A 22,925-nucleotide genomic window follows, 5' to 3' on the forward strand; every position below is an offset into this window, starting at 1 on the left:
CGCCTAAACGCCCAGGTTGATGCCATTGGCCGGCAACGGCAGCGCCGTTTTGTAGCGCACTTGCTTAAGCGCAAAGCTTGACCGGATGTTGGCCACCCCCGGCACCTTGGTCAGAAAGTCCATCATAAAACGCTCCAGCGACTGAATCGTCGGCACCAGTACCCGGATCAAATAGTCCGGGTCGCCGGCCATCAGGTAGCACTCCATCACTTCCGGCCGGTCCGAGATCGCGCCTTCGAACTGCTGCAATGCCAGTTCATTCTGCTTTTCCAGGCTCACATGAATGAACACATTGACATGCAGCCCCAGCAGGTCGGCGTCCAGCAACGTGACCTGGTCACGAATCAAGCCCAACTCTTCCATCGCCTTCACCCGGTTGAAACACGGCGTGGGCGACAGGTTGACCGAGCGGGCCAGGTCGGCGTTGGTGATGCGGGCGTTCTCCTGCAGGGCGTTGAGAATGCCGATATCGGTACGGTCCAGTTTGCGCATGAGACAAAATCACCTGTTTATTATGTTTATGCAGTTTTTTTATCCGCAAATGATCTCAGGTGCAACGAAACAGAGATAAATATTCTTCTACGCCACGCCTATGATTGTTGTAGGACAAGATTTCTCCTACCCGGAGACTGACTGTCAGCTAGCGCGCCCACTACAAGAAATTCACAAGATAGAGCGTAGAAAGCCATGACCCAGCCGTATGCACCACTGCGCCTGCACGTGCCTGAACCCTCAGGCCGCCCAGGCTGCAAGACCGACTTTACCTACCTGCGCCTGACCGACGCCGGCCTGGTGCGCAAACCCGCCATCGACGTAGAACCCGCCGACACCGCCGACTTGGCCAAGGGCCTGATTCGCGTGCTCGACGACCAGGGCCAAGCCCTGGGCCCATGGGCTGAAGGCGTTCCCGTCGAGATCCTGCGCAAAGGCATGCGCGCCATGCTCAAGACCCGGATCTTCGACAACCGTATGGTGGTCGCCCAGCGTCAGAAAAAAATGTCGTTCTACATGCAAAGCCTTGGCGAAGAAGCCATCGGCAGCGCCCAGGCCCTGGCCTTGAACATCGACGACATGTGCTTCCCCACCTACCGCCAGCAAAGCATCCTGATGGCCCGTGAAGTGCCGCTGGTGGACCTGATCTGCCAACTGCTGTCCAACGAGCGCGACCCGCTCAAGGGGCGCCAGTTGCCGATCATGTATTCGGTGCGCGATCACGGTTTCTTCACGATTTCCGGCAACCTGGCCACCCAATTCGTACAAGGCGTGGGCTGGGGCATGGCCTCGGCGATCAAGGGCGATACCAAGATCGCCTCGGCCTGGATCGGCGACGGTGCCACCGCAGAAGCCGACTTCCACACCGCCCTCACCTTCGCCCACGTGTACCGTGCGCCGGTGATTCTCAACGTGGTCAACAACCAGTGGGCCATCTCCACCTTCCAGGCCATCGCCGGGGGTGAAGCCACCACCTTCGCCGGACGCGGCGTCGGTTGTGGCATTGCTTCGCTGCGCGTGGATGGCAACGACTTTATCGCGGTGTACGCCGCCTCCGCCTGGGCTGCCGAGCGCGCGCGCCGCAACCTGGGGCCAACGCTGATTGAGTGGGTCACCTACCGCGCAGGTCCGCACTCAACCTCGGATGATCCGTCCAAATATCGCCCTGCCGATGACTGGAGCCACTTCCCTCTCGGTGACCCGATTACCCGTCTCAAACAGCACCTGATCAAGATTGGCCAGTGGTCCGAAGAGGAACACTCGGCGGTCAGTGCCGAGCTTGAAGCCGAAGTGATTGCCGCGCAAAAAGAAGCCGAACAGTACGGCACCCTTGCCGGCGGCCAGATTCCAAGCGCCGCGACCATGTTCGAGGACGTCTATAAAGAGATGCCGGAGCACTTGAAGCGCCAGCGTCAAGAGTTGGGGGTCTGACATGAACGATCACAACAACAGCATCGAATTGGAAACCGCCATGACCACCACCACCATGACCATGATCCAGGCCCTGCGCTCGGCCATGGATGTGATGCTCGAACGTGATGACAACGTAGTGGTGTTCGGTCAGGACGTGGGTTACTTCGGCGGCGTGTTCCGTTGCACCGAAGGCTTGCAGAGCAAATACGGCAGTTCGCGGGTATTCGACGCACCGATCTCCGAAAGCGGCATCATCGGCGTGGCGGTGGGCATGGGTGCCTACGGCCTGCGTCCGGTCGCGGAAATTCAGTTCGCCGACTATGTGTACCCGGCCACCGACCAGATCATCTCCGAAGCTGCGCGCCTGCGTTATCGCTCGGCGGGCCAGTTCACTGCCCCGCTGACCATGCGCATGCCGTGCGGCGGCGGCATCTATGGCGGTCAGACCCACAGCCAGAGTATCGAAGCGGTGTTCACCCAAGTCTGCGGCCTGCGCACGGTGATGCCGTCCAACCCGTATGACGCCAAGGGCCTGCTGATTGCCTCCATCGAAAACGATGACCCGGTGATCTTTCTCGAACCCAAGCGCCTGTACAACGGCCCGTTCGACGGCCACCACGACCGCCCGGTTACGCCGTGGTCGAAACACCCGCAAGCGCAAGTACCGGATGGTTACTACACCGTGCCCCTGGATGTAGCCGCCATCGTGCGTCCGGGCTCGGCCGTCACTGTGCTGACCTACGGCACCACCGTGTATGTGTCGCAAGTCGCCGCCGAAGAAACCGGCATCGACGCCGAGGTCATCGACCTGCGCAGCCTGTGGCCGCTGGACCTGGAAACCATCGTCAAGTCGGTGAAAAAGACCGGCCGTTGCGTGGTGGTGCATGAAGCCACCCGCACCTGCGGCTTTGGTGCCGAGCTGGTGTCGCTGGTGCAAGAGCATTGCTTCCATCACCTGGAAGCGCCGATCGAACGCGTCACCGGTTGGGACACCCCCTACCCGCACGCGCAAGAGTGGGCGTATTTCCCAGGGCCGTCCCGAGTGGGCGCGGCGTTGAAACGGGTTATGGAGGTCTGAATGGGCACGCACGTTATCAAGATGCCGGACATTGGCGAAGGCATTGCAGAAGTTGAACTGTCGGTATGGCACGTAAAGGTCGGCGACTTGGTGGTTGAAGACCAGGTGCTGGCGGATGTAATGACCGACAAGGCGATGGTGGATATTCCCTCGCCGGTGCACGGCAAAGTGATTTCCCTCGGCGGCGAGCCGGGTGAAGTCATGGCCGTGGGCAGTATTTTGATCAGCATTGAAGTGGAAGGCGCGGGCAACACCAAGGATGTGCCGGTTTTTGATAAACCAGTGCTGGCTGAACCCGCTAAAGCCGCGCCCGTGGTCGAAGCCAAACCGGCACCGATTCCGCTTGAAAGCAAGCCCGTGCCTGTCGTAGCGGCTCAAGCGCCCGTGGCCCGTGAAGCCGACGAACGCCCCCTGGCCTCCCCCGCTGTGCGCAAACATGCGTTGGACGCTGGGATTCAACTGCGTCTGGTTCAGGGCTCTGGCCCGGCGGGCCGGATTTTGCACGAAGATCTGGACGCGTTCTTGCTCCAGGGTCCGGCAAACCACTCGGCCACGGCCAACCCGTACGCTGAACGCAATAACGAAGAACAGATCCCGGTGATCGGCATGCGCCGCAAGATCGCCCAGCGTATGCAGGACGCCACCCGGCGCGCCGCGCATTTCAGCTATGTGGAAGAGATCGACGTCACCGCCCTGGATGAGCTGCGTGTGCATCTCAACGAAAAGCACGGCGCCACACGCGGCAAGCTGACCCTGCTGCCGTTCATCGTGCGCGCCATGGTCGTGGCATTGCGTGACTTCCCGCAGATCAACGCACGTTACGACGACGAAGCCCAAGTCATCACCCGCCTCGGCGCGGTGCATGTGGGTGTCGCCACCCAGAGCGACGTTGGCTTGATGGTGCCGGTGGTACGTCACGCCGAAGCCCGCAGCCTGTGGGGCAATGCCGAGGAAATCGCACGCCTGGCCACCGCCGCGCGCAATGGCAAGGCCAGCCGCGATGAGCTGTCGGGTTCAACCATTACCTTGACCAGCCTGGGTGCGTTGGGCGGTATCGTCAGCACGCCGGTGCTGAACCTGCCGGAAGTGGCCATCGTCGGCGTCAACCGCATCGTTGAGCGGCCGATGGTGATCAAAGGCCAGATCGTGATCCGCAAGATGATGAACCTCTCCAGTTCCTTCGATCACCGCGTGGTCGATGGCATGGACGCGGCGCAATTCATCCAGGCCATTCGCGGCCTGCTCGAACAACCCGCCAGCCTGTTCCTGGAGTAAGTGATGCAAACCTTGAATACCAAACTGCTGATTATCGGCGGCGGCCCTGGCGGTTATGTGGCGGCGATTCGGGCCGGCCAGCTGGGCATTCCGACCATTCTGGTGGAAGGCCAGGCGCTGGGCGGCACCTGCCTGAATATCGGCTGTATCCCATCAAAAGCCCTGATCCATGTGGCTGAGCAGTTCCAGCAAACCGTGCACCACAGCCAGGGTTCGCAACTGGGTATCGAAGTGGATGTACCGACCTTGGACATCCGCAAAAGCGTGGAATGGAAAGACGGCATCGTCGACCGCCTGACCACCGGCGTCGCCGCACTGCTCAAAAAGCACAAAGTGCAAGTGATCCACGGCTGGGCCAAGGTGGTGGACGGCAAAACCGTCGATGTCGGCAATCAGCGCATCCAGTGCGAACACCTGTTGCTGGCGACCGGTTCGAAAAGCGTCAACCTGCCGATGCTGCCGATTGGCGGGCCGATCATCTCCTCCACCGAAGCCCTGGCCCCTAAAAGCGTGCCCAAGCGGCTGATCGTGGTCGGTGGTGGCTATATCGGCCTGGAGCTGGGCATTGCCTATCGCAAGCTGGGCGCCGAGGTCAGTGTGGTCGAGGCGCAGGATCGTATCCTGCCCGCCTATGACGCCGAGCTGACCCAACCGGTCAACGAATCCCTGAAGCACTTAGGCGTTAAGCTGTACCTCAAGCACAGCGTCACCGGTTTCGAGAACAACTGCCTGCAAGTGCGTGACCCGAATGGCGACACCCTGTCGTTGGAAACCGATCAGGTGCTGGTGGCCGTGGGTCGTAAACCCAACACTCAGGGCTGGAACCTCGAAGCGCTGAACCTTGCGATGAACGGTTCGGCGATCAAGATCGACAGCCGTTGCCAGACCAGCATGCGCAATGTGTATGCCATTGGCGACCTGAGCGGTGAGCCGATGCTGGCCCACCGCGCCATGGCCCAGGGCGAAATGGTTGCCGAACTGATCAGCGGTCAACACCGCGAATTCAACCCGGCCGCAATCCCCGCAGTGTGCTTTACCGACCCGGAACTGGTGGTCGTCGGCAAGACCCCGGACGAAGCCAAGGCGGCGGGCCTGGACTGTATCGTCTCCAGCTTTCCGTTTGCGGCCAATGGCCGGGCGATGACCCTGGAATCGAAAACCGGCTTCGTACGGGTGGTGGCGCGACGCGATAATCACCTGATCGTCGGCTGGCAAGCCGTGGGTGTCGGCGTGTCCGAGCTGTCCACCGCCTTCGGCCTGAGCCTGGAAATGGGCTCACGCCTGGAAGATGTGGCGGGCACTGTCCACGCCCATCCGACCCTCGGCGAGGCTGTGCAGGAAGCCGCGTTAAGAGCTTTGGGCCACGCGCTGCACCTGTAAAGCCCGCTCCCACACAAAGCAAGAATGAAGTATTGTTGCGCCCATCCAGAAAAAAACCGACAAGCCTGCCTTCGACCAGGCGGTTGACCAGAGATAGAGGGTGTCATGGGTAACGAAAGCATCAATTGGGACAAGCTGGGTTTTGACTACATCAAGACCGACAAGCGGTTTCTCCAGGTCTGGAAAAACGGCGAATGGCAAGAAGGCACCCTGACCGAAGACAACGTGCTGCACATCAGTGAGGGCTCCACCGCCTTGCACTATGGCCAGCAGTGCTTCGAAGGTCTCAAGGCCTATCGCTGCAAAGACGGCTCGATCAACCTGTTCCGCCCGGACCAGAACGCCGCGCGCATGCAACGCAGCTGCGCCCGCCTGCTGATGCCGCATGTACCGACCGACGTGTTCATTGAAGCCTGCAAACAAGTGGTCAAAGCCAACGAGCGGTTCATCCCGCCGTACGGCAGCGGCGGCGCGTTGTACCTGCGCCCGTTCGTGATTGGCACCGGTGACAACATCGGCGTGCGTACCGCACCGGAGTTCATCTTCTCGGTATTCGCGATCCCGGTCGGCGCCTACTTCAAGGGCGGCCTGGTGCCACACAACTTCCAGATCTCCACCTTCGACCGCGCCGCGCCACAAGGCACCGGTGCCGCCAAGGTCGGTGGCAACTACGCCGCCAGCCTGATGCCGGGGTCGGAAGCTAAAAAATCCGGTTTCGCCGATGCGATCTACCTGGACCCAATGACCCACTCGAAAATCGAAGAAGTCGGTTCGGCCAACTTCTTCGGGATCACCCACGACAACCAGTTCATCACGCCGAAGTCGCCTTCGGTGCTGCCAGGCATCACTCGTCTGTCGCTGATCGAACTGGCCCAGACCCGCCTGGGCCTGAAAGTGGTCGAGGGCGAAGTGTTCATCGACAAACTGGATCAGTTCAAGGAAGCCGGCGCTTGCGGTACTGCTGCTGTGATCTCGCCAATCGGCGGTATCCAGTACAACGGCAAGCTGCACGTGTTCCACAGCGAGACCGAAGTCGGCCCGATCACCCAGAAACTCTACAAAGAGTTGACCGGTGTACAGACTGGCGACGTTGAAGCGCCAGCAGGTTGGATCGTCAAGGTCTAAGCCACACAGCTTTAAACAAGAACCCCGCCAAATTGGCGGGGTTCTTGTTTATTTGGGGATATTCTGCGCAATCTTCTTGCCCATACTGATCCTGGGCTCCACCCCATACCCCAACGCCTCATAGAACCCGATCACCCCATCATTGCCGCCGGTGATCTGCAGGTTGATCTTCATGCAACCCAGGGCGATCAACGCCTGCTCCGCATGCCGCACCAGCGAGGCACCCAAGCCTTGCCGACGATAGTCACTGTGCACCGCCACCGAATACAGCCAACCACGATGGCCGTCGTACCCGGCGAGAAGGGTGCCGATCACGGTTTTTTTATCCGTGGCCACGAAGAACAGCCCGTCGTTGACCGCCAGTTTTTTATCGATCGCCAGGGTCGGCAAGTTGTGAGCGGTGTCATAGCCGAAAGCCGCCTGCCACAAGGCAGCCACCTGTGCCCGATGTTGACGGTCGCGGTATAGCCCAATGGGGTGCCGGGACGACAAAGGCTTTTCCATCACCAGCGTGCGCTCGTTGCCATGGTAAACGTCGCGCACAGTATGAAACCCAAGCTTGGTATAGAACGGCTCGGCAGTCAGCGATGACGGCACACTCAAGACCGTCACCCCCGCTTCACGGGCACGCAACTCGATTTCAATCATCAGCAGCCGGCCAATACCCTGCCCTTGCAGCGTCGGATTGACGAACACCGAGCGCACCACATTGGCATCGAGGGCAGCGGTGGCGACAATCACTTGGCCCTGGACTGCCACCAGCACAACGCGACGTTTCAGCAACGCCAACACGGCATCCGGGGTGAAGTTACTCGCAACCCGGGCGATCACATCCGCCGGGTAATCCCGCGCATTGCTGCTGTGCAAGGCCGCCAGGATGACCTGGCTGATCCCCTCGGCATCGGCTGCCTGGGCGAGACGAACGGCGGTAGACATGATTCCTCCTGGCTGACGCAACTATGTCAGACGCCACAATAACAATGTGGGAGCTGACTTGCCTGCGATAGCCATAGATATCTACACAGCTCTTGGCGCTTGGCCATTTTCTTTAGGTAGATTGAGTACATATCCGTTGCTGCGGTAACGGCCGCTTATGGTTTCGCCCTTACAGCCGATTCGGCTGCCAAACCCCACTTTTCAGCTCTCCCGGCTGAGCAGCCCCTCTGTTTCAGCCGGGATTCACCCACCACAACGCACAAAATAGCTCCACTGCTCACCCCATGGATTTCGTGCACCCATGCAAACCACTAACACCGTCTTGATGATTCGCCCGGCGCGCTTTGCCTTCAACCCGGACACCGCGATCAACAACCGCTTCCAGCGCCCACCCCTCGATCCACTCAGCGCGCAGCACAAAGCGCTGGAAGAGTTCGACGGCTATGTCGACACCCTGCGCCAACACGGCGTGGAGGTGCTAGTGGTACAGGACACCCCGGCGCCCCACACCCCCGACTCGATCTTCCCCAACAACTGGTGGAGCAGCCACGCCGATGGCAGCCTGGTGCTGTACCCGATGGAAGGCCAGAACCGACGACTAGAGCGCAATAAAGGCGTGCTGCAAGTACTGGAGCAACGCTTCGCGATCAACAGCACCATCGACCTGAGCCACCTCGAACAACAGAATATCTTCCTCGAAGGCACCGGCAGCATGGTGCTCGACCGCCAACACCGCATCAGCTACGCCTGCCACTCCGGGCGCACCCACCATGACGCCCTGCGCCAGTTCGCCGAACGCCTCGACTACCAGCTGTGCGTATTCCACGCCGTCGACCGCCACCAAGCACCGATCTACCACAGCAACGTGATGATGAGCGTCGGCCGCGACCTCTCGGTGGTCTGCCTGCAAGCCCTGCCAGACACCGACGAACGCCAGGCCCTGGAACGCTCCCTGCGCGATACCGGCAAAGACATCCTCGCCCTCGACTTCGACCAGCTCGAAGCCTTCGCCGGCAACATGCTCGAAGTTCACGACCGCGACGGCCAGCCGCTGTTGGTGATGTCCGCCAGCGCCTGGGGCGCCCTGCAGCCCGCGCAGCGCCAGCATGTGGAACGCCACACTCGGCCGGTGGTGGTGAACATCGACAACATCGAACGCATCGGCGGCGGCAGTGCCCGCTGCATGCTGGCGGAAGTGCATCTGCCCGCCCGCGCCACCTTCCAATAAATAAAGGAGTCTTGCCATGACCCGCTATATCGACGTCAACGACCTCAGCTACCTGGTCTCGCAAAAAGGCCTGCTGACCTGCATCAGCGAAATGGCCGAGTACATCCGCGCCGACTACCTGCGCTGGCAGGATTTCGAGAAATGCGCGCGCCTGGCCAACCACTCCCCGGATGGCGTGATTGAGCTGATGCCGGTGTCCGACGCGTCGCTGTACGCCTTCAAGTACGTCAACGGCCACCCAAAAAACACCCAGGCCGGCATGCTCACGGTGATGGCTTTCGGCGCGCTGGGTGATGTGGACACCGGCATTCCGGTGCTGCTCGCGGAAATGACCCTGACCACCGCGATTCGCACCGCCGCCACTTCAGCATTGGTGGCGCGCTACCTGGCCCGTGATAACAGCCGCAGCATGGCGCTGATCGGCAACGGCTCCCAGAGCGAATTCCAAGCCCTGGCCTTCCACGCGATGCTCGGCATCACTGAGATCCGCCTGTTCGATATCGACGCCAAGGCCACCGCCAAGCTGGCGGCCAACCTCAAGGCCTTCCCGGCGATCAAGGTGATCCTGGCCAGCAGCGTGGCCGAAGCGGTCAAGGGCGCGGACATCGTCACCACCGTCACCGCCGACAAGGCTTACGCGACCATCTTGACCGACGAGATGATCGAGCCCGGCATGCACCTCAATGCCGTCGGCGGCGACTGCCCAGGCAAGACCGAGCTGGACCGACGCATCGTCGAGCGCTCCCGCGTGATCGTCGAGTACGAGCCGCAAAGCCGCATCGAAGGGGAAATCCAGCACATGCCGGAAGACTCGCCGGTGACCGAGCTGTGGCAAGTCATCAACGGCCAGAAACCTGGTCGAGAGAATGCACGCCAGGTCACCCTGTTCGACTCGGTGGGTTTTGCCATCGAAGACTACTCGGCCCTGCGCTACGTGCTGGACGTGGCCAAGGCGTTGGAGGTGGGCAGCACACTTGAGCTGGTGCCGGACCTGGCCGACCCGAAAAACCTGTTTGCGCGTCTGGCCCAACAGCCTCGCGCACAGCACAAAAAGCGCGCCTGAGACCGCTCTGGCCTGCCGCTTTGCGCCCAAGGCGGGCCAGAACCTCACAGGTAAAAAGCCGATTCAGCGCATGCAGCAGCCGATTCCGCTGCATTGCACTTTTTAACAGCGCAATTCGCGGTTTCTGCACGGGGTAAACGACACAAAAAACGCACCATCATGAAGCATTCTGAGCGCGACCAAAGAGTCAGCAAATGAATGCAAGCCGTACCCTTTTCACTGCCCTGACATCAATTACAAAATATAGGGACTCCACATGACTCCACTGCGATCACTCTTCGCCGCGTTGCTGTTGCCACTGTGCGCCACCGCCGCCCACGCCCAGGACTGGAAAGAAATCCGCTTCGGCGTATTCCCCGAGTACCCACCCTTCGAATCCGTCGCCGCTGACGGCAGCCTGCAAGGCTTCGATATCGAATTGGGCAACGCAATCTGCGCCAAACTCGAGGTCAAATGCACCTGGGTGCACAACGAATTCGACGGCATGATCCCAGCCCTGCGCGCACGTAAGTTCGACGCCATCATGTCCTCCATGGCCGTGACCCCGGCCCGCGAGAAAGTCATCGACTTCAGCGACCGGCTATTCCTCAGCCCAACCTCGGTGATCACCCGCAAAAGCGCCGACTTCGGCGATACCCCTGAATCGCTGAAAGGCAAGCAGGTGGGCGTGCTGCAAGGTTCGCTGCAAGAGGCTTATGCCCGCGCGCACCTGGCCAAGCTCGGTGCGCAGATCAAGGCGTACCAGTCCCAGGAGCAGAACTACGCCGACCTGCAAAACGGTCGACTCGACGCCACCCTGACCGACAAGCTCGAAGCCCAGCTTAACTTCCTGTCCAAGCCCGAAGGCGCCGACTTCAAGACCGGCCCAGCCTTCAAGGACCCGACGCTGCCCCTGGACATCGCCATGGGCCTGCGCAAGAACGACCAGGCGTTGCGCGACCTGATCAACAAGGGCATCGCCGCCGTGCAGGCCGATGGCACCTACGCACAAATCCAGAAAAAATACTTCGGCGATCAAGACATCTACAACGAGTAACCCCCCGTTTCCCCACACGTAGCAGCTGTCGAGCTTAAGCGAGGCTGCGTTGGCCGCACCTCGGTCCAGAATCAGCGGTGCGCCCAACGCAGCCTCGCCGGGGCTCGGCAGCTGCTACGGCGGGTGATGGCGGTTCGATGTCCAATGGAGATCTCCCCCGTGAACGAATTCTTCAACTTGCAGGGCTACGGCCCGATGCTGGCCCAGGGTGCCTGGATGACGCTCAAGCTGGCGCTCCTGGCGCTGGCCCTGAGCCTCGCCCTCGGCCTGATTGCCGCCGGCGCCAAGCTCTCCAGCGTCAAATGGCTGCGGGTGCCGGCCACGCTGTACACCACGCTGATCCGCAGCGTGCCGGACCTGGTGCTGATCCTGCTGATTTTCTACAGCCTGCAACTGTGGCTCAACGACCTGAGCGAAATGTTCGGCTGGGATTACTTTGAAATCGACCCGTTTACCGCCGGGGTGGTCACCTTGGGCTTTATCTACGGCGCGTATTTCACCGAGAACTTCCGTGGCGCAATCCTCAGCGTGCCCGCCGGCCAGTTGGAAGCCGCGACCGCCTACGGCTTGAGCCGCTGGCAGCGTTTTCACCTGGTGCTGTTCCCGCAGTTGATGCGCTTTGCCCTGCCGGGCCTGGGCAATAACTGGCTGGTGCTGCTCAAGTCCACGGCGCTGGTGTCAATCATCGGCCTGTCAGACCTGGTAAAGGCCGCGCAGAACGCCGGCAAAACCACGAATGAGCCGCTGTACTTCCTGATCCTCGCGGGCCTGGTCTACCTGGTGATCACCACCCTCTCCAACCGCATCTTCAAGCGCCTCGAACGGCGCTACAACCTCGGCATCAAGGGGATGGCGCGATGATCGAACTGTTCCAGCAATACGGCTTGGCCTATCTGTTCAGCGATGGCACGGGGTTGTCCGGTGTCGCCATGACCTTGTGGCTGTTCATCATCTCCGTGGTCGTGGGGTTTTTCCTGTCGATCCCGCTGGCGCTGGCCCGCGTTTCGGAGCACTTCTGGCTGCGCTGGCCGGTGGAGGTCTACACCTATTTGTTTCGCGGCACGCCGCTGTATATCCAACTGCTGATTTGCTACACCGGGCTGTACAGCCTGGAGGTGGTGCAGGACAACGCCCTGCTCAACCAGTTTTTCCGCAATGCACTGAACTGCACGCTGCTGGCCTTCGTGCTCAACACCTGCGCCTACACCGTAGAAATTTTCGCCGGGGCGATCCGCAATATTCCCCACGGCGAAATCGAAGCGGCACGCGCCTATGGCCTGCACGGCTGGCGGCTGAACCTGTTTGTGGTGGTGCCCGCGGCGCTGCGTCGTGCGCTGCCGTCCTACAGCAATGAAATGATCTTGATGCTGCACGCAACGTCCTTGGCGTTTACCGCCACCGTCGCCGACATCCTCAAGGTGGCGCGCGACGCGAATGCCGAAACGTTCCTGACGTTCCAGGCGTTCGGTATCGCCGCCCTGCTCTACATGCTGCTGTCCTTTGCACTGGTGGGCCTGTTTCGACTGGCCGAACGTCGCTGGATGCGTTTTCTTGTTCCTACCCGAGGCTAACCCATGAATCAGTCCGCGCAGGCCCTGGCCACTTATCCTGTTGATGAACCCGCAGCCAAAACAACCACACAAACCGCTGCGATCAAGCTTCAGGTCGAAGGCATCCATAAACGCTACGGCGAACACGAAGTGCTCAAGGGCGTGTCCCTTAACGCACGCAATGGCGATGTGATCAGCCTGATCGGCGCCAGCGGCTCGGGCAAAAGCACGATGCTGCGTTGCATCAACTTTCTGGAGCAGCCGGACGCCGGAGTGATCACCCTGGACGGCATCAGCATCGAAATGCAGCAAGGCCGCGCCGGCACGCGCGCGCCGCACCAGGCGCAACTGCAAAACCTGCGCACACGCCTGGCCATGGTGTTCCAGCATTTCAACCTGTGGAGCCACATGACCGTGCTGGAAAACATCACCATGGCCCCGTGCCGGGTGCTGGGGGTCCGCGCCGCCGAGGCGGAAAAACGTGCGCGGATGTACCTGGACAAAGTCGGCTTGCCGGGCCGTGTGGCAGATCAATACCCGGCATTTCTGTCCGGTGGCCAACAACAGCGCGTGGCCATCGCCCGCGCCTTGGCGATGGAACCGGAGATCATCCTGTTCGATGAACCGACGTCAGCGCTCGACCCAGAACTTGTAGGAGAAGTCCTCAAAGTCATACAGACGTTGGCCGAGGAAGGTCGTACCATGCTGATGGTCACCCACGAAATGGGCTTTGCCCGCCAGGTGTCCAGCCAAGTGCTGTTTTTGCACCAGGGTCGGGTCGAGGAGCAAGGCGGCGCCGAAATCCTCGACCACCCCAACAGCGAACGCTTGCAGCAATTTCTTTCCAACCGTTTGAAGTGAACTCATGGATACCAAGGCCAACGGACCCCATTCTTCCCCCGCGCTGGACCGCATCGATGAGGCAATCATCGACGTGCTGCGGCACCAGGGGCGTATCACCTACGAAAAGCTCTCCTCCTTGGTGCACCTGACCCCCAGGCCCTGCCTGGAACGGGTGCGCAAGCTGGAACGACGCGGGGTGATTCGCGGATATGGGGCGATCATTGATGTGCAGATGGTCTCACCGGGCCTGTCGCTGCTGGTGCTGGTGGCCTTGTCCAATCAGAGCGGGCGCTCGGCGCAGAAGGCTTTCGAGGCGTGTGTCAAAGCTTGCCCGCAGGTGTTTGAATGCCAGTTGATCAGCGGGCCGTTCGACTACAGCCTGCGCATGCGCTGCCGCGATATGGAGCATTACCGCGTGCTGACGGAGACCTGGTTGAACAACGATGAGTTGCACATTGATAAGTTGGTGGCGCATCCGGAGTTGGCGGTAGTGAAAAACACTGCCACGGAGCTGACCTAACCTGTCCACTGTAGGCGCTGGCTTGCCGGCTCCTACAGTGAGGTGTTGATCCGCTTACCGGGCTTGGCCCCAACCCATTTTGCCTGCCCATCCTTCTGCTTCCCCGTCCGCGCCTCACTGATCAACCCGGGTATCAACTTGCCCTCCGGCAAATTCTTCCAGAACCGACTCGGCAAGTGCCCTTCCATCACCTTGGGATTCAACCGCGCCGGGTTGAAGATGTGGCTGTAATACGTCAGCCACATGGCGCTGTGGGGATCGTCGACATTCTGCGCCAATTGCCGCCACGCCTCGGGGCACTCACGTTGATGAATCAACTGCTCGCCGTCGTAATACACCCCGTCCAGTGGCGTGGCGATCATCCAGCGATGGCGCCCCATGCGCCCTATGAAATGCTGGCTGGCCGACTTCAAGATATCGTGAGCCGGTTCGTGCCAGGCCACATACTCCGGCAGCTCGGCCCCCGCCCCGGCGGGTAACGCAATAAACCGCACAAACGCATGCAGGTGATGGGCTTCGCGACTCACCTGCTTGATCCGCCGTTGCAACTCACTCCCCAGCTTGTCCCCCGCCAGCATCGCCGTGCGGTCGCCATGGCTAACCCGCCACAACACTTCATACAACAGGCTCCAGCGCTGGTCGCCGTGGTAACCGGCAGCGGATTCCAGCAACGCCAGTAACGCCTTGGGAATACGCGCCTGGAACGGGCCAAGCTCCTCGGGAATCGGTTCGTCTGTGGCAAACAGGTCCGCCACTTCCGCCTCGCCCCAGCTCACCTGGCTGGGATCGACCTGATGGCTGAGCAGCCAGCGCGCCTGTTCACGCCAGGTGCCGAACAGGTTGCCGCACTCCAGGCTGATCATCCCCACAGCCCCATTTGCTGGGGTTGCGGGCGATCACGCAGTTGCTCGCGCAGCAGCACACTGGTGCTGTCCGCCTGTTGCGGGTGGTAGTCGCTGGTGATGAAAAACGGCTTGGCCTTGGCCAACACGCAACGCATGCGTGCCAGGTCTTCGAAACGGATCTTGCGTTCGCGGCGCAGGTCCACCAGGCGCTGGGTGGTGCGCAGGCCAATGCCGGGGATACGTGCGATCAAAGTCGGTTCGGCGCGGTTCAGGTCCAGGGGGAATACCTCGCGGTGTTCCAGCGCCCAGGCCAGCTTGGGGTCGATATCCAGCGCCAGGTGGCCAGGACCTTCGAATAACTCGTTGGCGCTGAAACCGTAGCTGCGCAGCAGGAAGTCCGCCTGATACAAGCGGTGCTCACGCATCAGCGGCGGCGCGGCCAGGGGTACGCTTTTCGGGCTGTTGGGGATGGGGCTGAACGCCGAGTAATACACACGGCGCAGCTTGTAGTTGCCATACAACGCTTCGGCACCGTGAAGGATGGTGCTGTCGTCGGTGTCGTCGGCGCCGACGATCATCTGCGTGCTCTGCCCGGCCGGGGCAAACCGTGGCGCACGCGGTTCGTTAAGTACAGTCTGCTCGCCGGTGTAGATGGTTTGCATCGCTTGCTTGATCGAGACGATCTGCTTTTCCGGCGCCAGGGTTTGCAGGCTGGCGTCGGTGGGTAATTCAATATTCACGCTCAGCCGATCGGCATAGCGCCCCGCCTCGGTGATCAACGCAGGGTCTGCTTCGGGAATGGTCTTGAGGTGGATATAACCGCGAAAGTCATGCTCTTCGCGCAACAGTTTGGCGACTCGGACCAACTGCTCCATGGTGTAGTCGGCCGAGCGAATGATGCCGGAACTGAGAAACAGCCCGCTGACGCAATTACGTCGGTAGAAATCCAGGGTCAGGGTGACCACCTCCTCCGGGCTGAAGCGTGCACGGGGCACGTCGCTGGAGCGGCGGTTGACGCAATATTGGCAGTCGTAAAGACAGAAGTTGGTGAGCAACACCTTGAGCAACGACACACAACGCCCGTCGGGCGTGTAGCTGTGGCAGATGCCCATGCCATCGGTCGAACCCAGCCCCGCCTTGCCCTCGGAACTGCGCTTGGGCGCGCCACTGCTGGCGCAGGATGCGTCGTACTTGGCGGCGTCGGCGAGGATGCTGAGTTTTTCGATCAACTGCATGGAGGGCTACCGATACTGGTTTTTTGTACAGTATCAGCAGCAACCTCTTGTCACAAGTACGGCCTGTCAGCTGGCCGTTGCCAACAGCAGGTCCTGTACCGAGCGCGCTTTGCCCCGGCTGCGGTCGTGCTCATACAGCGACGCGGCGATCTCGTCGGCGCGAATCGGCAGGATCGACAGCAAGGTATCGCTCAAGCCATGGCTGGCCTGGCTGAAACCCTGGATGTAGATCCCGGCCTTGCAGCGCTCGTCGGTCACGATGCGGTAGTCACGGCTGACTTCAAAATCGCCCATGTAGGCGTCCAGCGGCGCCAGCAATTCGCGGTGCATCTGGCGCTCGTAACCGGTGGCCAACACCACGGCGTCGTAATGACCCAGGCTGGTTTCGCCGGTTGCGTTGTTGCGCAGGGTCAGCTCGACACCCAACGGGCCGGCGACGGCTTTCTCGACCACGGTCATGGTACGGAAGGCATGGCGGGCGATGCCGGAGACTTTCTGGCGGTAGAAAATACCGTAAATGCGCTCGATCAAGTCCAGGTCCACCACCGAGTAGTTGGTGTTCTGGTACTCGGCGACCAGGCGCTCACGCTCGGCGCCAACCTGTTGGAACACCAGGTCGGTAAAGGCCGGCGAGAACACTTCATTGACGAACGGGCTGTCATCGGCGGGCTTGAGTGCCGAGCCGCGCAGGATCATGTCGACCTGCACCGACGGGAAGCTGTCGTTCAGGTCGATAAAGGCTTCGGCCGCGCTCTGCCCACCGCCGATGATCGCGATGCGCATCGGCTTGCCGTCAACGCACGGCTGCTGGGCCATGCGCGCCAGGTACTGCGAATGGTGGAACACCCGGCCGTCATCCTTGAGGCCTTTGAATGCTACCGGCACACGCGGCGTGCCACCGGCACTGACCACCACCGAACGGGTGGTGCGCACATGCTGTTCGCCCAGCGCATCACGGGAAATCACGCGCAACGCTTCAACCTGCTGCTGATGCAGGATCGGCTCGATGGCCAGCACTTCCTCGCCATAGCGGCCCTGGACCTGGAACTGGCCTGCGACCCAGCGCAGGTAGTCGTTGTACTCCATGCGGCAGGGGTAGAAGGTGCCCAGGTTGATGAAGTCCACCAGGCGGTCATGGGCTTTCAAGTAATTGACGAAGGAGTAAGGGCTGGTGGGGTTGCGCAAGGTCACCAGGTCCTTGAGGAAAGAAATCTGCAGTTCGCTCTGGGTCACCAGGGTATTGCCGTGCCAGCGGTAGTCAGCCTGCTTGTCGAGAAACAGCACGTCCAGTTTGCCCTGGGCCTTCTCACGTTCCTGCAGCGCGATGGCCAGCGCCAGGTTCGAGGGGCCGAAACCGATACCGATCAGGTCATGAACCGCGGGCGAAGCAATTGCCTGTGTCATTCCAGTGTCCTCTGGATAAGCCCCGTGGCGGTGGGGCGGGAATACCTTCGAGACCTGAAGGCTGATCAACAGGTCGTGTGTTGATAGGAAACGAGGACAATGAAATAAAATTTAGCCGATGAGCTGTCAGTGAGCATCCCACTCGCGCATGCGCACCCGGCAATGCTTCATGGCGTTCACGATGTGTTTTTCCACCAGGCTGCGGGAAATGCTCAGGCGTTCGGCGATTTGCAGGTGGGTCAGGCCCTCGAGTTTGCGCAGTAGAAAACTGTCGCGACACACGGCCGGCAGTTCCGCCAAGGCACGCTCCAGCATTTCCAGGCGCTGCCCCTGATCATGGCTGGCGTGGGGTGAACAGGTGGCGAAGCGCCCTTCGCTGTCCAGTACTTCCAGGGGTTCGACCTGGCGCAAGGCGTTGCGCCGATGGCCGTCAATCACCAGGTTCAGCGCGGTGCGATACAGAAACGCCCGTGGCTGTTCGATCGGCGTATCGCTGGCTCGCTCCAACACCCGCACATAAGCGTCATGCACCACATCTTCGGCCACCTGACGGTTGCCCAACTTGGCGTTGAGGAAACACACCAGCTCGCGATAGTAGTTTTCCAACATGACTCCCGTCCGCCCGCAGAGGGACAGTATTTGATCCTTGAGTGCTAAAAAGGCAGCCCATGGATGATGGCAGTTTGAATGTGTGCAATTTATAATAATTCTCATCTACTTTTAAAGAAGTCTTGCATCAACCGTCGACTTTTTTTACTCAGCGCAGCTGTTACTGATTGTGTAACGGCCTAAATCCCCAAGTAATTCTCTCGTTTAACAGTCAGCTCTGCGCAACTGCGCTCCGATCTTTCCTGGCTGGAACCTAAGCATGAAACGCCCTCGACCTGCCCGACGCGCCCTGCTTGTGGTGGCGTGCCTGATTCCTGTGTTCGCCGTCGCCGCCTGGCAAGTGCTGCCACCGGGCCGCGACACCCTGGCCACCGTCACCGTGACCCGCGGCAACATCGAAAGCAGCGTCACCGCCTTGGGCACCCTGCAACCGCGCCGTTATGTCGACGTGGGGGCCCAGGCGTCCGGGCAAATCCAGAAGATTCACGTCGAGGCCGGCGACCAGGTCAAGGAAGGCCAATTGCTGGTGGAGATCGACCCTTCCACCCAGAAGGCCAAACTCGACGCCAGCCGCTACGCCATCGAAAACCTCAAGGCCCAATTGCAAGAACAGAAAGCCCAACATGAACTGGCGCGCCAGAAGTACCAGCGCCAGCAGCGCCTGGCAGCCGGTAACGCCACCCGCGAAGAAGATGTGCAAACCGCCAAGGCCGAGCTGAGCGCGACCCAGGCGCGGGTCGACATGTTCCAGGCGCAGATTCGCCAGGCCCAAGCCAGCCTGCGCAGCGACGAAGCCGAGTTGGGGTATACGCGGATCTTCGCGCCAATGACCGGCACCGTGGTGGCGGTGGATGCGCGGGTCGGCCAAACCCTCAACGCCCAGCAACAGACGCCGCTGATCCTGCGCATCGCCAAGTTGTCGCCGATGACCGTATGGGCCGAAGTGTCCGAAGCCGACATCGGCCACGTCAAACCCGGTATGACTGCCTATTTCACCACGCTCAGCGGCGGCAGCCGCCGCTGGACCAGCACCGTACGGCAGATCCTGCCAATCCCGCCCAAACCGTTGAATGAAACCAGCCAAGGCAGTGGCAGCCCCAGCAGCTCGAACAAAAGCGGCAGCGGCCGCGTGGTGCTGTACACCGTGCTGCTGGATGTGGACAACGCCGACAATGCGCTGATGCCCGAAATGACCACCCAGGTGTTTTTCGTCGCGGGCCAAGTCAAGGACGCCCTCACGGCGCCGGTCGCCGCCCTGTTGAGCAACCACGGCGCCGACAAACCGATCGCCCGCGTGGTGGCAAAAAACGGCTCTATTGAGGAACGTGCCGTGCGCCTGGGTATCAGCGATCGCCTGCGGGTCGAAGTGATCGAGGGTCTGAATGAAGGCGATCACTTGCTGATTGGCCCAGTCGACGGCAGCGGGGGTTGATTTGACCACGCCGTTGATCGAACTCAAGAACATCCGCAAATCCTACGGCGGCGGCGACAGCCCACAAGTCGACGTGTTGCGAGGGATCGACCTGTCGATCCATGCCGGGGAATTCGTGGCCATCGTCGGCGCTTCCGGTTCCGGCAAATCCACGCTGATGAATATCCTCGGCTGCCTCGACCGCCCCACCGTCGGTGACTACCTGTTCGCCGGGGAAAATGTCGCCCATCTGGACAGCGACGAACTGGCCTGGCTACGCCGTGAGGCCTTTGGTTTTGTGTTCCAGGGCTACCACTTGATCCCATCGGGCTCGGCCCAGGAAAACGTCGAGATGCCGGCGATCTATGCAGGCATCAGCGCCGCCGAACGGCATGCCCGCGCCAAGGCCCTGCTCACCCGACTGGGCCTGGCCGACCGCACCGGCAACCGTCCACACCAGCTTTCCGGAGGCCAGCAGCAACGCGTTTCGATTGCTCGCGCGCTGATGAACGGCGGCCATATCATCCTCGCCGACGAACCCACCGGCGCCCTTGACAGCCACAGCGGCGCCGAAGTGATGGCGCTGCTCGACGAGCTGGCGAGCCAGGGCCATGTGGTCATCCTGATTACCCACGACCGCGAAGTAGCGGCGCGCGCCAACCGCATCATCGAGATTCGCGACGGTTTGATCATCAGCGACTCGGCCGAGGGTGAAACCTATGTACCGGCGACCGCCAACAGCGATGCCTTGCAGGCCGTGGACTTGCGCCAGCGTCTGGCCGACGGCGCCGAGCACAACGGCGCCTGGAAGGCCGAACTGAAGGATGCCATTCAGGCTGCCTGGCGGGTAATGTGGATCAACCGGTTCCGCACCGCACTGACACTCCTGGGGATCATCATCGGCGTGGCGTCGGTGGTGGTGATGCTGGCGGTGGGTGAAGGCAGCAAACGCCAGGTCATGGCACAGATGGGCGCGTTCGGCTCCAACATTATCTACCTCAGCGGCTCCTCGCCTAACCCGCGCACGCCACTGGGTATCGTGACCCTCAACGATGTCGCGGCCTTGGCGGCGCTGCCCCAGGTCAAGCGCATCATGCCGGTCAACGGCAACGACGCGGGGGTACGCTTCGGCAACCTGGACTACCTGGCGTACGTGGGCGGCAACGACGTCAACTTTCCAGCGATTTTCAACTGGCCGGTGGTCGAGGGTAGCTACTTCACCGAGGCCGACGAACGCGCCGGTGCCACCGTGGCGGTGATCGGCCATCGTATCCGCGAGAAGCTGTTCAAGGGTGTGGCCAGCCCCATCGGCCAATACATCCTGATTGAAAACGTGCCCTTCCAGGTGATCGGCGTGCTGGCGGAAAAAGGCTCCAGCTCCGGCAATAAAGACAGCGACGACCGTGTCGCCATCCCCTACACCGCCGCCAGCGTGCGCCTGTTTGGCACCTATAACCCCGAATACGTGGCGATTGCCGCCGCCGATGCGCGCAAGGTGCATGAGGCCGAACAGGCGATCGACCAACTTATGTTCAAGCTGCACAACGGTAAGCGCGATTACCAATTGACCAATAACGCCGCGATGATCCAGGCCGAGGCGCGCACGCAAAATACACTGTCGTTGATGCTGGGTTCGATTGCCGCGATTTCCCTGTTGGTAGGCGGGATCGGCGTGATGAATATCATGCTGATGACGGTGCGCGAACGCACCCGCGAAATTGGTATCCGCATGGCCACCGGTGCGCGCCAGCGCGACATCTTGCGCCAGTTCCTCACCGAGGCGGTGATGCTCTCGGTGGTCGGCGGCCTGTGCGGTATCGCCCTGGCTCTGCTGGTGGGTGGCGTGCTGGTACTGGCCAAAGTGGCGGTGCAGTTTTCCCTGGTGGCGGTGCTTGGCGCGTTTGGCTGTGCGCTGGTCACCGGTGTCGTATTCGGCTTTATGCCGGCCCGTAAAGCTGCCCGGCTTGATCCGGTTAAGGCATTGACCAGTGAATAAACGATCCATCACACCGCACCTGTCCCTCCTAAGCCTGTGCCTGCTGCTCAACGCCTGCGCCGGTAACCCGCCCGTTGTGGAGAGCGGCATTGCGCCGCCCGCTGCCTGGCAATACGCCGAGCGTGACGCTGCACAGGCCACCAACCAGCGCTGGTGGATGCAATTCGGCAGCCCGCAATTGAACCGTCTGATCGACCAGGCCCGTCGTGACAGTTATGACGTGGCCGCCGCCATGGCGCGGGTGCGCCAGGCCCAGGCAAGTGCAGTCATTGCCGGCGCGCCGCTGTTGCCCGAGGTGAAGTTCAACCTCACCGCCAGCCGTGAAAAGCTGCTGCATGGCAGCGGTAACGCTTCACTCGATGCGACGCAAAGCAACAACACGGTCGACAGTTTCGGTGCCAACCTTACCGCCAGCTACGAAGTGGATTTCTGGGGTGGCCGCGCCGCCGCCCGGGACAGCGCCCTGCAAACCCTGCGGGCCAGTGAGTTCGACCGGGCCACCGTGGAACTGACCCTGCTCAGCAGCGTGGCCGACCGCTACGCGCAAACCCTCGCCGCCCGCCAACGCCAACAGATCGCCGAGCTGAACCTGGCAAATGCGCGCAATGTGCTTGACCTGGTCCAAACCCGCTACGACGCTGGCTCCGCCACGGCCTTGGAGCTGGCCCAACAGAAAAGCCTGGTCGCCAGCCAGCAACGGCAACTGCCGCTGATTCAGCAACTGGCCGAAGAATCCTTGATCACTCTCGCCGCCCTGCTCGGTCAACCCGTGCAAGCCCTGAACCTTGGCACCGAACCCTTCCAGGCACTGACCTGGCCGACCATTGGTGCGGGCGCGCCCAGCCAACTGTTGAGTCGTCGCCCCGACCTCGCCCAGGCCGAAGCGCAGCTTGCTGCGGCCAGTGCCGATGTCACGGTGGCCCGCGCGGCGATGCTGCCCACCGTGACCTTGGGCGCAACGTTTGGCTCAGGGTCCGACAAGGCCGCCGATATTCTACGCAGCCCCTTCTACAACCTGACCTCCGGCCTGATGGCGCCGATCTTCAACAATGGCCGTTTAAGCGCCGAACGCGACAAGGCTCGCGCCCGCCAGGACGAGCTGCTGCAAACCTATCGTGGCGCAATCATCAAGGGCTTTGCCGATGTGGAGAAATCCCTCAGCAGCATCACGCGCCTGGACCAGCAGCGCCAATGGCAAACCGAAGAACTGCAACAGGCCCAGACTGCGTTCCAGATCGCCGAAAGCCGCTACCAGGCCGGTGCAGAAGATTGGCTGACCGTGCTGGAAACCCAACGCACGCTGTACGCGGCCCAGGACTTGAACGTGCAGCTACGGCTGTCACGGCTGCAAGCCAGCATTGCCCTGTACAAAGCCTTGGGTGGCGGCTGGAAAGTGGATATCCGATAACGAAACTCCGATTCCTTACACAAAGCGTTTATTTATCCTACATTCCTTGACCCCGGGTCCTTGGTAAAAAGCCGTCCT

Annotated in this window: 21 protein-coding genes; 15 read left to right on the forward strand and 6 right to left on the reverse strand. The window is 61.2% G+C overall.

All coding sequences use genetic code 11. From position 1 onward, the window contains the following. Positions 1 to 3: 3 nt before the first annotated feature. Entirely contained in the window at positions 4 to 492 is a 489-nt protein-coding gene (gene bkdR / locus BFL40_RS29190) for a Bkd operon transcriptional regulator BkdR (protein WP_071487181.1), read from the reverse strand. Between the two features lie 195 nt (positions 493 to 687). Between bkdR and BFL40_RS29195 the strand changes: the two genes are divergently transcribed. The 5 genes from BFL40_RS29195 (at position 688) to BFL40_RS29215 (ending at position 6,763) form a co-directional block, all read left to right on the forward strand. Then, positions 688 to 1,923, forward strand: coding sequence for a 3-methyl-2-oxobutanoate dehydrogenase (2-methylpropanoyl-transferring) subunit alpha (locus BFL40_RS29195; RefSeq protein WP_071487182.1), 1,236 nt, complete (start codon positions 688 to 690; stop codon positions 1,921 to 1,923). 1 nt (position 1,924) lies between these two features. Next, the gene (locus BFL40_RS29200; protein WP_071487183.1) at positions 1,925 to 2,983 is read left to right on the forward strand and encodes an alpha-ketoacid dehydrogenase subunit beta; all 1,059 of its coding nucleotides are present in this window, start codon (positions 1,925 to 1,927) and stop codon (positions 2,981 to 2,983) included. Further along, positions 2,984 to 4,258 (forward strand): dihydrolipoamide acetyltransferase family protein, encoded by a 1,275-nt coding sequence (locus tag BFL40_RS29205; protein WP_071487184.1) that lies wholly within the window; start codon positions 2,984 to 2,986, stop codon positions 4,256 to 4,258. After that, positions 4,259 to 5,638 carry a dihydrolipoyl dehydrogenase gene (gene lpdA, locus BFL40_RS29210; protein ID WP_071487185.1) on the forward strand — a complete coding sequence of 460 codons (1,380 nt, stop codon included), beginning with the start codon at positions 4,259 to 4,261 and terminating at the stop codon, positions 5,636 to 5,638. A 105-nt stretch (positions 5,639 to 5,743) separates the two neighbouring features. After that, positions 5,744 to 6,763, forward strand: a complete 1,020-nt coding sequence (locus BFL40_RS29215; protein WP_071487186.1) for a branched-chain amino acid aminotransferase — start codon at positions 5,744 to 5,746, stop codon at positions 6,761 to 6,763. Positions 6,764 to 6,811: 48 nt separating this feature from the next. On the opposite strand, the gene BFL40_RS33415 is transcribed toward BFL40_RS29215, so the two are convergent. Further along, on the reverse strand, positions 6,812 to 7,699 hold the full coding sequence (locus BFL40_RS33415; protein ID WP_074851550.1) for a GNAT family acetyltransferase: 888 nt from the start codon (positions 7,697 to 7,699) through the stop codon (positions 6,812 to 6,814). Positions 7,700 to 8,000: 301 nt separating this feature from the next. Between BFL40_RS33415 and ctlX the strand changes: the two genes are divergently transcribed. The 7 genes from ctlX (at position 8,001) to BFL40_RS29255 (ending at position 13,939) form a co-directional block, all read left to right on the forward strand. Then, entirely contained in the window at positions 8,001 to 8,927 is a 927-nt protein-coding gene (gene ctlX, locus BFL40_RS29225) for a citrulline utilization hydrolase CtlX (protein ID WP_071487187.1), read from the forward strand. 16 nt (positions 8,928 to 8,943) lie between these two features. Then, the gene (ocd, locus tag BFL40_RS29230) at positions 8,944 to 9,990 is read left to right on the forward strand and encodes an ornithine cyclodeaminase (protein WP_071487188.1); all 1,047 of its coding nucleotides are present in this window, start codon (positions 8,944 to 8,946) and stop codon (positions 9,988 to 9,990) included. Positions 9,991 to 10,246: 256 nt separating this feature from the next. Then, positions 10,247 to 11,026 (forward strand): ABC transporter substrate-binding protein, encoded by a 780-nt coding sequence (locus BFL40_RS29235; protein ID WP_071487189.1) that lies wholly within the window; start codon positions 10,247 to 10,249, stop codon positions 11,024 to 11,026. Between the two features lie 159 nt (positions 11,027 to 11,185). Next, a complete protein-coding gene (locus BFL40_RS29240) occupies positions 11,186 to 11,887 on the forward strand; it encodes an ABC transporter permease (RefSeq protein WP_071487190.1) in 702 nt (233 codons plus the stop codon). Next, entirely contained in the window at positions 11,884 to 12,597 is a 714-nt protein-coding gene (locus BFL40_RS29245) for an ABC transporter permease (RefSeq protein WP_071487191.1), read from the forward strand. Before BFL40_RS29240 ends, BFL40_RS29245 begins: the two co-directional genes overlap by 4 nt. 3 nt (positions 12,598 to 12,600) lie before the next feature. Beyond that, positions 12,601 to 13,437, forward strand: coding sequence for an ABC transporter ATP-binding protein (locus tag BFL40_RS29250; protein WP_071487192.1), 837 nt, complete (start codon positions 12,601 to 12,603; stop codon positions 13,435 to 13,437). Between the two features lie 4 nt (positions 13,438 to 13,441). Then, positions 13,442 to 13,939, forward strand: a complete 498-nt coding sequence (locus BFL40_RS29255) for an Lrp/AsnC family transcriptional regulator (protein ID WP_071487193.1) — start codon at positions 13,442 to 13,444, stop codon at positions 13,937 to 13,939. Between the two features lie 32 nt (positions 13,940 to 13,971). On the opposite strand, the gene BFL40_RS29260 is transcribed toward BFL40_RS29255, so the two are convergent. The 4 genes from BFL40_RS29260 to BFL40_RS29275 all read right to left on the reverse strand — a co-directional run bounded on the left by BFL40_RS29260 (position 13,972) and on the right by BFL40_RS29275 (position 18,032). After that, on the reverse strand, positions 13,972 to 14,802 hold the full coding sequence (locus BFL40_RS29260; RefSeq protein WP_071487194.1) for a TIGR03915 family putative DNA repair protein: 831 nt from the start codon (positions 14,800 to 14,802) through the stop codon (positions 13,972 to 13,974). Next, the gene (locus tag BFL40_RS29265; protein WP_071487195.1) at positions 14,799 to 16,019 is read right to left on the reverse strand and encodes a putative DNA modification/repair radical SAM protein; all 1,221 of its coding nucleotides are present in this window, start codon (positions 16,017 to 16,019) and stop codon (positions 14,799 to 14,801) included. The genes BFL40_RS29260 and BFL40_RS29265 overlap by 4 nt, the downstream gene beginning before the upstream one ends. Positions 16,020 to 16,085: 66 nt before the next feature. Continuing rightward, positions 16,086 to 17,423: a lysine N(6)-hydroxylase/L-ornithine N(5)-oxygenase family protein gene (locus BFL40_RS29270; protein ID WP_071487196.1), complete on the reverse strand. Its 1,338-nt coding sequence runs from the start codon at positions 17,421 to 17,423 to the stop codon at positions 16,086 to 16,088. A 126-nt stretch (positions 17,424 to 17,549) separates the two neighbouring features. Next, positions 17,550 to 18,032 (reverse strand): sigma-70 family RNA polymerase sigma factor, encoded by a 483-nt coding sequence (locus tag BFL40_RS29275; RefSeq protein ID WP_071487197.1) that lies wholly within the window; start codon positions 18,030 to 18,032, stop codon positions 17,550 to 17,552. Between the two features lie 259 nt (positions 18,033 to 18,291). Between BFL40_RS29275 and BFL40_RS29280 the strand changes: the two genes are divergently transcribed. From BFL40_RS29280 to BFL40_RS29290, 3 genes are read left to right on the forward strand one after another with little or no spacing between them, the layout of a single operon-like run. After that, positions 18,292 to 19,464, forward strand: a complete 1,173-nt coding sequence (locus BFL40_RS29280; protein ID WP_071487198.1) for an efflux RND transporter periplasmic adaptor subunit — start codon at positions 18,292 to 18,294, stop codon at positions 19,462 to 19,464. Position 19,465: 1 nt separating this feature from the next. Beyond that, on the forward strand, positions 19,466 to 21,439 hold the full coding sequence (locus tag BFL40_RS29285) for a MacB family efflux pump subunit (RefSeq protein ID WP_071487244.1): 1,974 nt from the start codon (positions 19,466 to 19,468) through the stop codon (positions 21,437 to 21,439). Then, positions 21,432 to 22,847, forward strand: coding sequence for an efflux transporter outer membrane subunit (locus BFL40_RS29290; protein ID WP_071487199.1), 1,416 nt, complete (start codon positions 21,432 to 21,434; stop codon positions 22,845 to 22,847). Before BFL40_RS29285 ends, BFL40_RS29290 begins: the two co-directional genes overlap by 8 nt. Positions 22,848 to 22,925: the final 78 nt, after the last annotated feature.

Origin of the sequence: Pseudomonas costantinii (genome assembly GCF_001870435.1) — a bacterium.
Taxonomy (GTDB): Bacteria; Pseudomonadota; Gammaproteobacteria; order Pseudomonadales; family Pseudomonadaceae; genus Aquipseudomonas; species Aquipseudomonas costantinii.

Coding starts and splice junctions, on each gene's coding strand:
- BFL40_RS29215 (WP_071487186.1), top strand. CDS start 5,744: ATGGGTAACGAAAGCATCAATTGGGACAAGCTGGGTTTTGACTACATC.
- ctlX (WP_071487187.1), top strand. CDS start 8,001: ATGCAAACCACTAACACCGTCTTGATGATTCGCCCGGCGCGCTTTGCC.
- BFL40_RS29255 (WP_071487193.1), top strand. CDS start 13,442: ATGGATACCAAGGCCAACGGACCCCATTCTTCCCCCGCGCTGGACCGC.
- BFL40_RS29245 (WP_071487191.1), top strand. CDS start 11,884: ATGATCGAACTGTTCCAGCAATACGGCTTGGCCTATCTGTTCAGCGAT.
- BFL40_RS29265 (WP_071487195.1), bottom strand. CDS start 16,019: ATGCAGTTGATCGAAAAACTCAGCATCCTCGCCGACGCCGCCAAGTAC.
- BFL40_RS29235 (WP_071487189.1), top strand. CDS start 10,247: ATGACTCCACTGCGATCACTCTTCGCCGCGTTGCTGTTGCCACTGTGC.
- BFL40_RS29200 (WP_071487183.1), top strand. CDS start 1,925: ATGAACGATCACAACAACAGCATCGAATTGGAAACCGCCATGACCACC.
- BFL40_RS29205 (WP_071487184.1), top strand. CDS start 2,984: ATGGGCACGCACGTTATCAAGATGCCGGACATTGGCGAAGGCATTGCA.
- BFL40_RS29260 (WP_071487194.1), bottom strand. CDS start 14,802: ATGATCAGCCTGGAGTGCGGCAACCTGTTCGGCACCTGGCGTGAACAG.
- BFL40_RS29275 (WP_071487197.1), bottom strand. CDS start 18,032: ATGTTGGAAAACTACTATCGCGAGCTGGTGTGTTTCCTCAACGCCAAG.
- bkdR (WP_071487181.1), bottom strand. CDS start 492: ATGCGCAAACTGGACCGTACCGATATCGGCATTCTCAACGCCCTGCAG.
- BFL40_RS33415 (WP_074851550.1), bottom strand. CDS start 7,699: ATGTCTACCGCCGTTCGTCTCGCCCAGGCAGCCGATGCCGAGGGGATC.
- BFL40_RS29270 (WP_071487196.1), bottom strand. CDS start 17,423: ATGACACAGGCAATTGCTTCGCCCGCGGTTCATGACCTGATCGGTATC.
- BFL40_RS29250 (WP_071487192.1), top strand. CDS start 12,601: ATGAATCAGTCCGCGCAGGCCCTGGCCACTTATCCTGTTGATGAACCC.
- BFL40_RS29195 (WP_071487182.1), top strand. CDS start 688: ATGACCCAGCCGTATGCACCACTGCGCCTGCACGTGCCTGAACCCTCA.
- BFL40_RS29280 (WP_071487198.1), top strand. CDS start 18,292: ATGAAACGCCCTCGACCTGCCCGACGCGCCCTGCTTGTGGTGGCGTGC.
- ocd (WP_071487188.1), top strand. CDS start 8,944: ATGACCCGCTATATCGACGTCAACGACCTCAGCTACCTGGTCTCGCAA.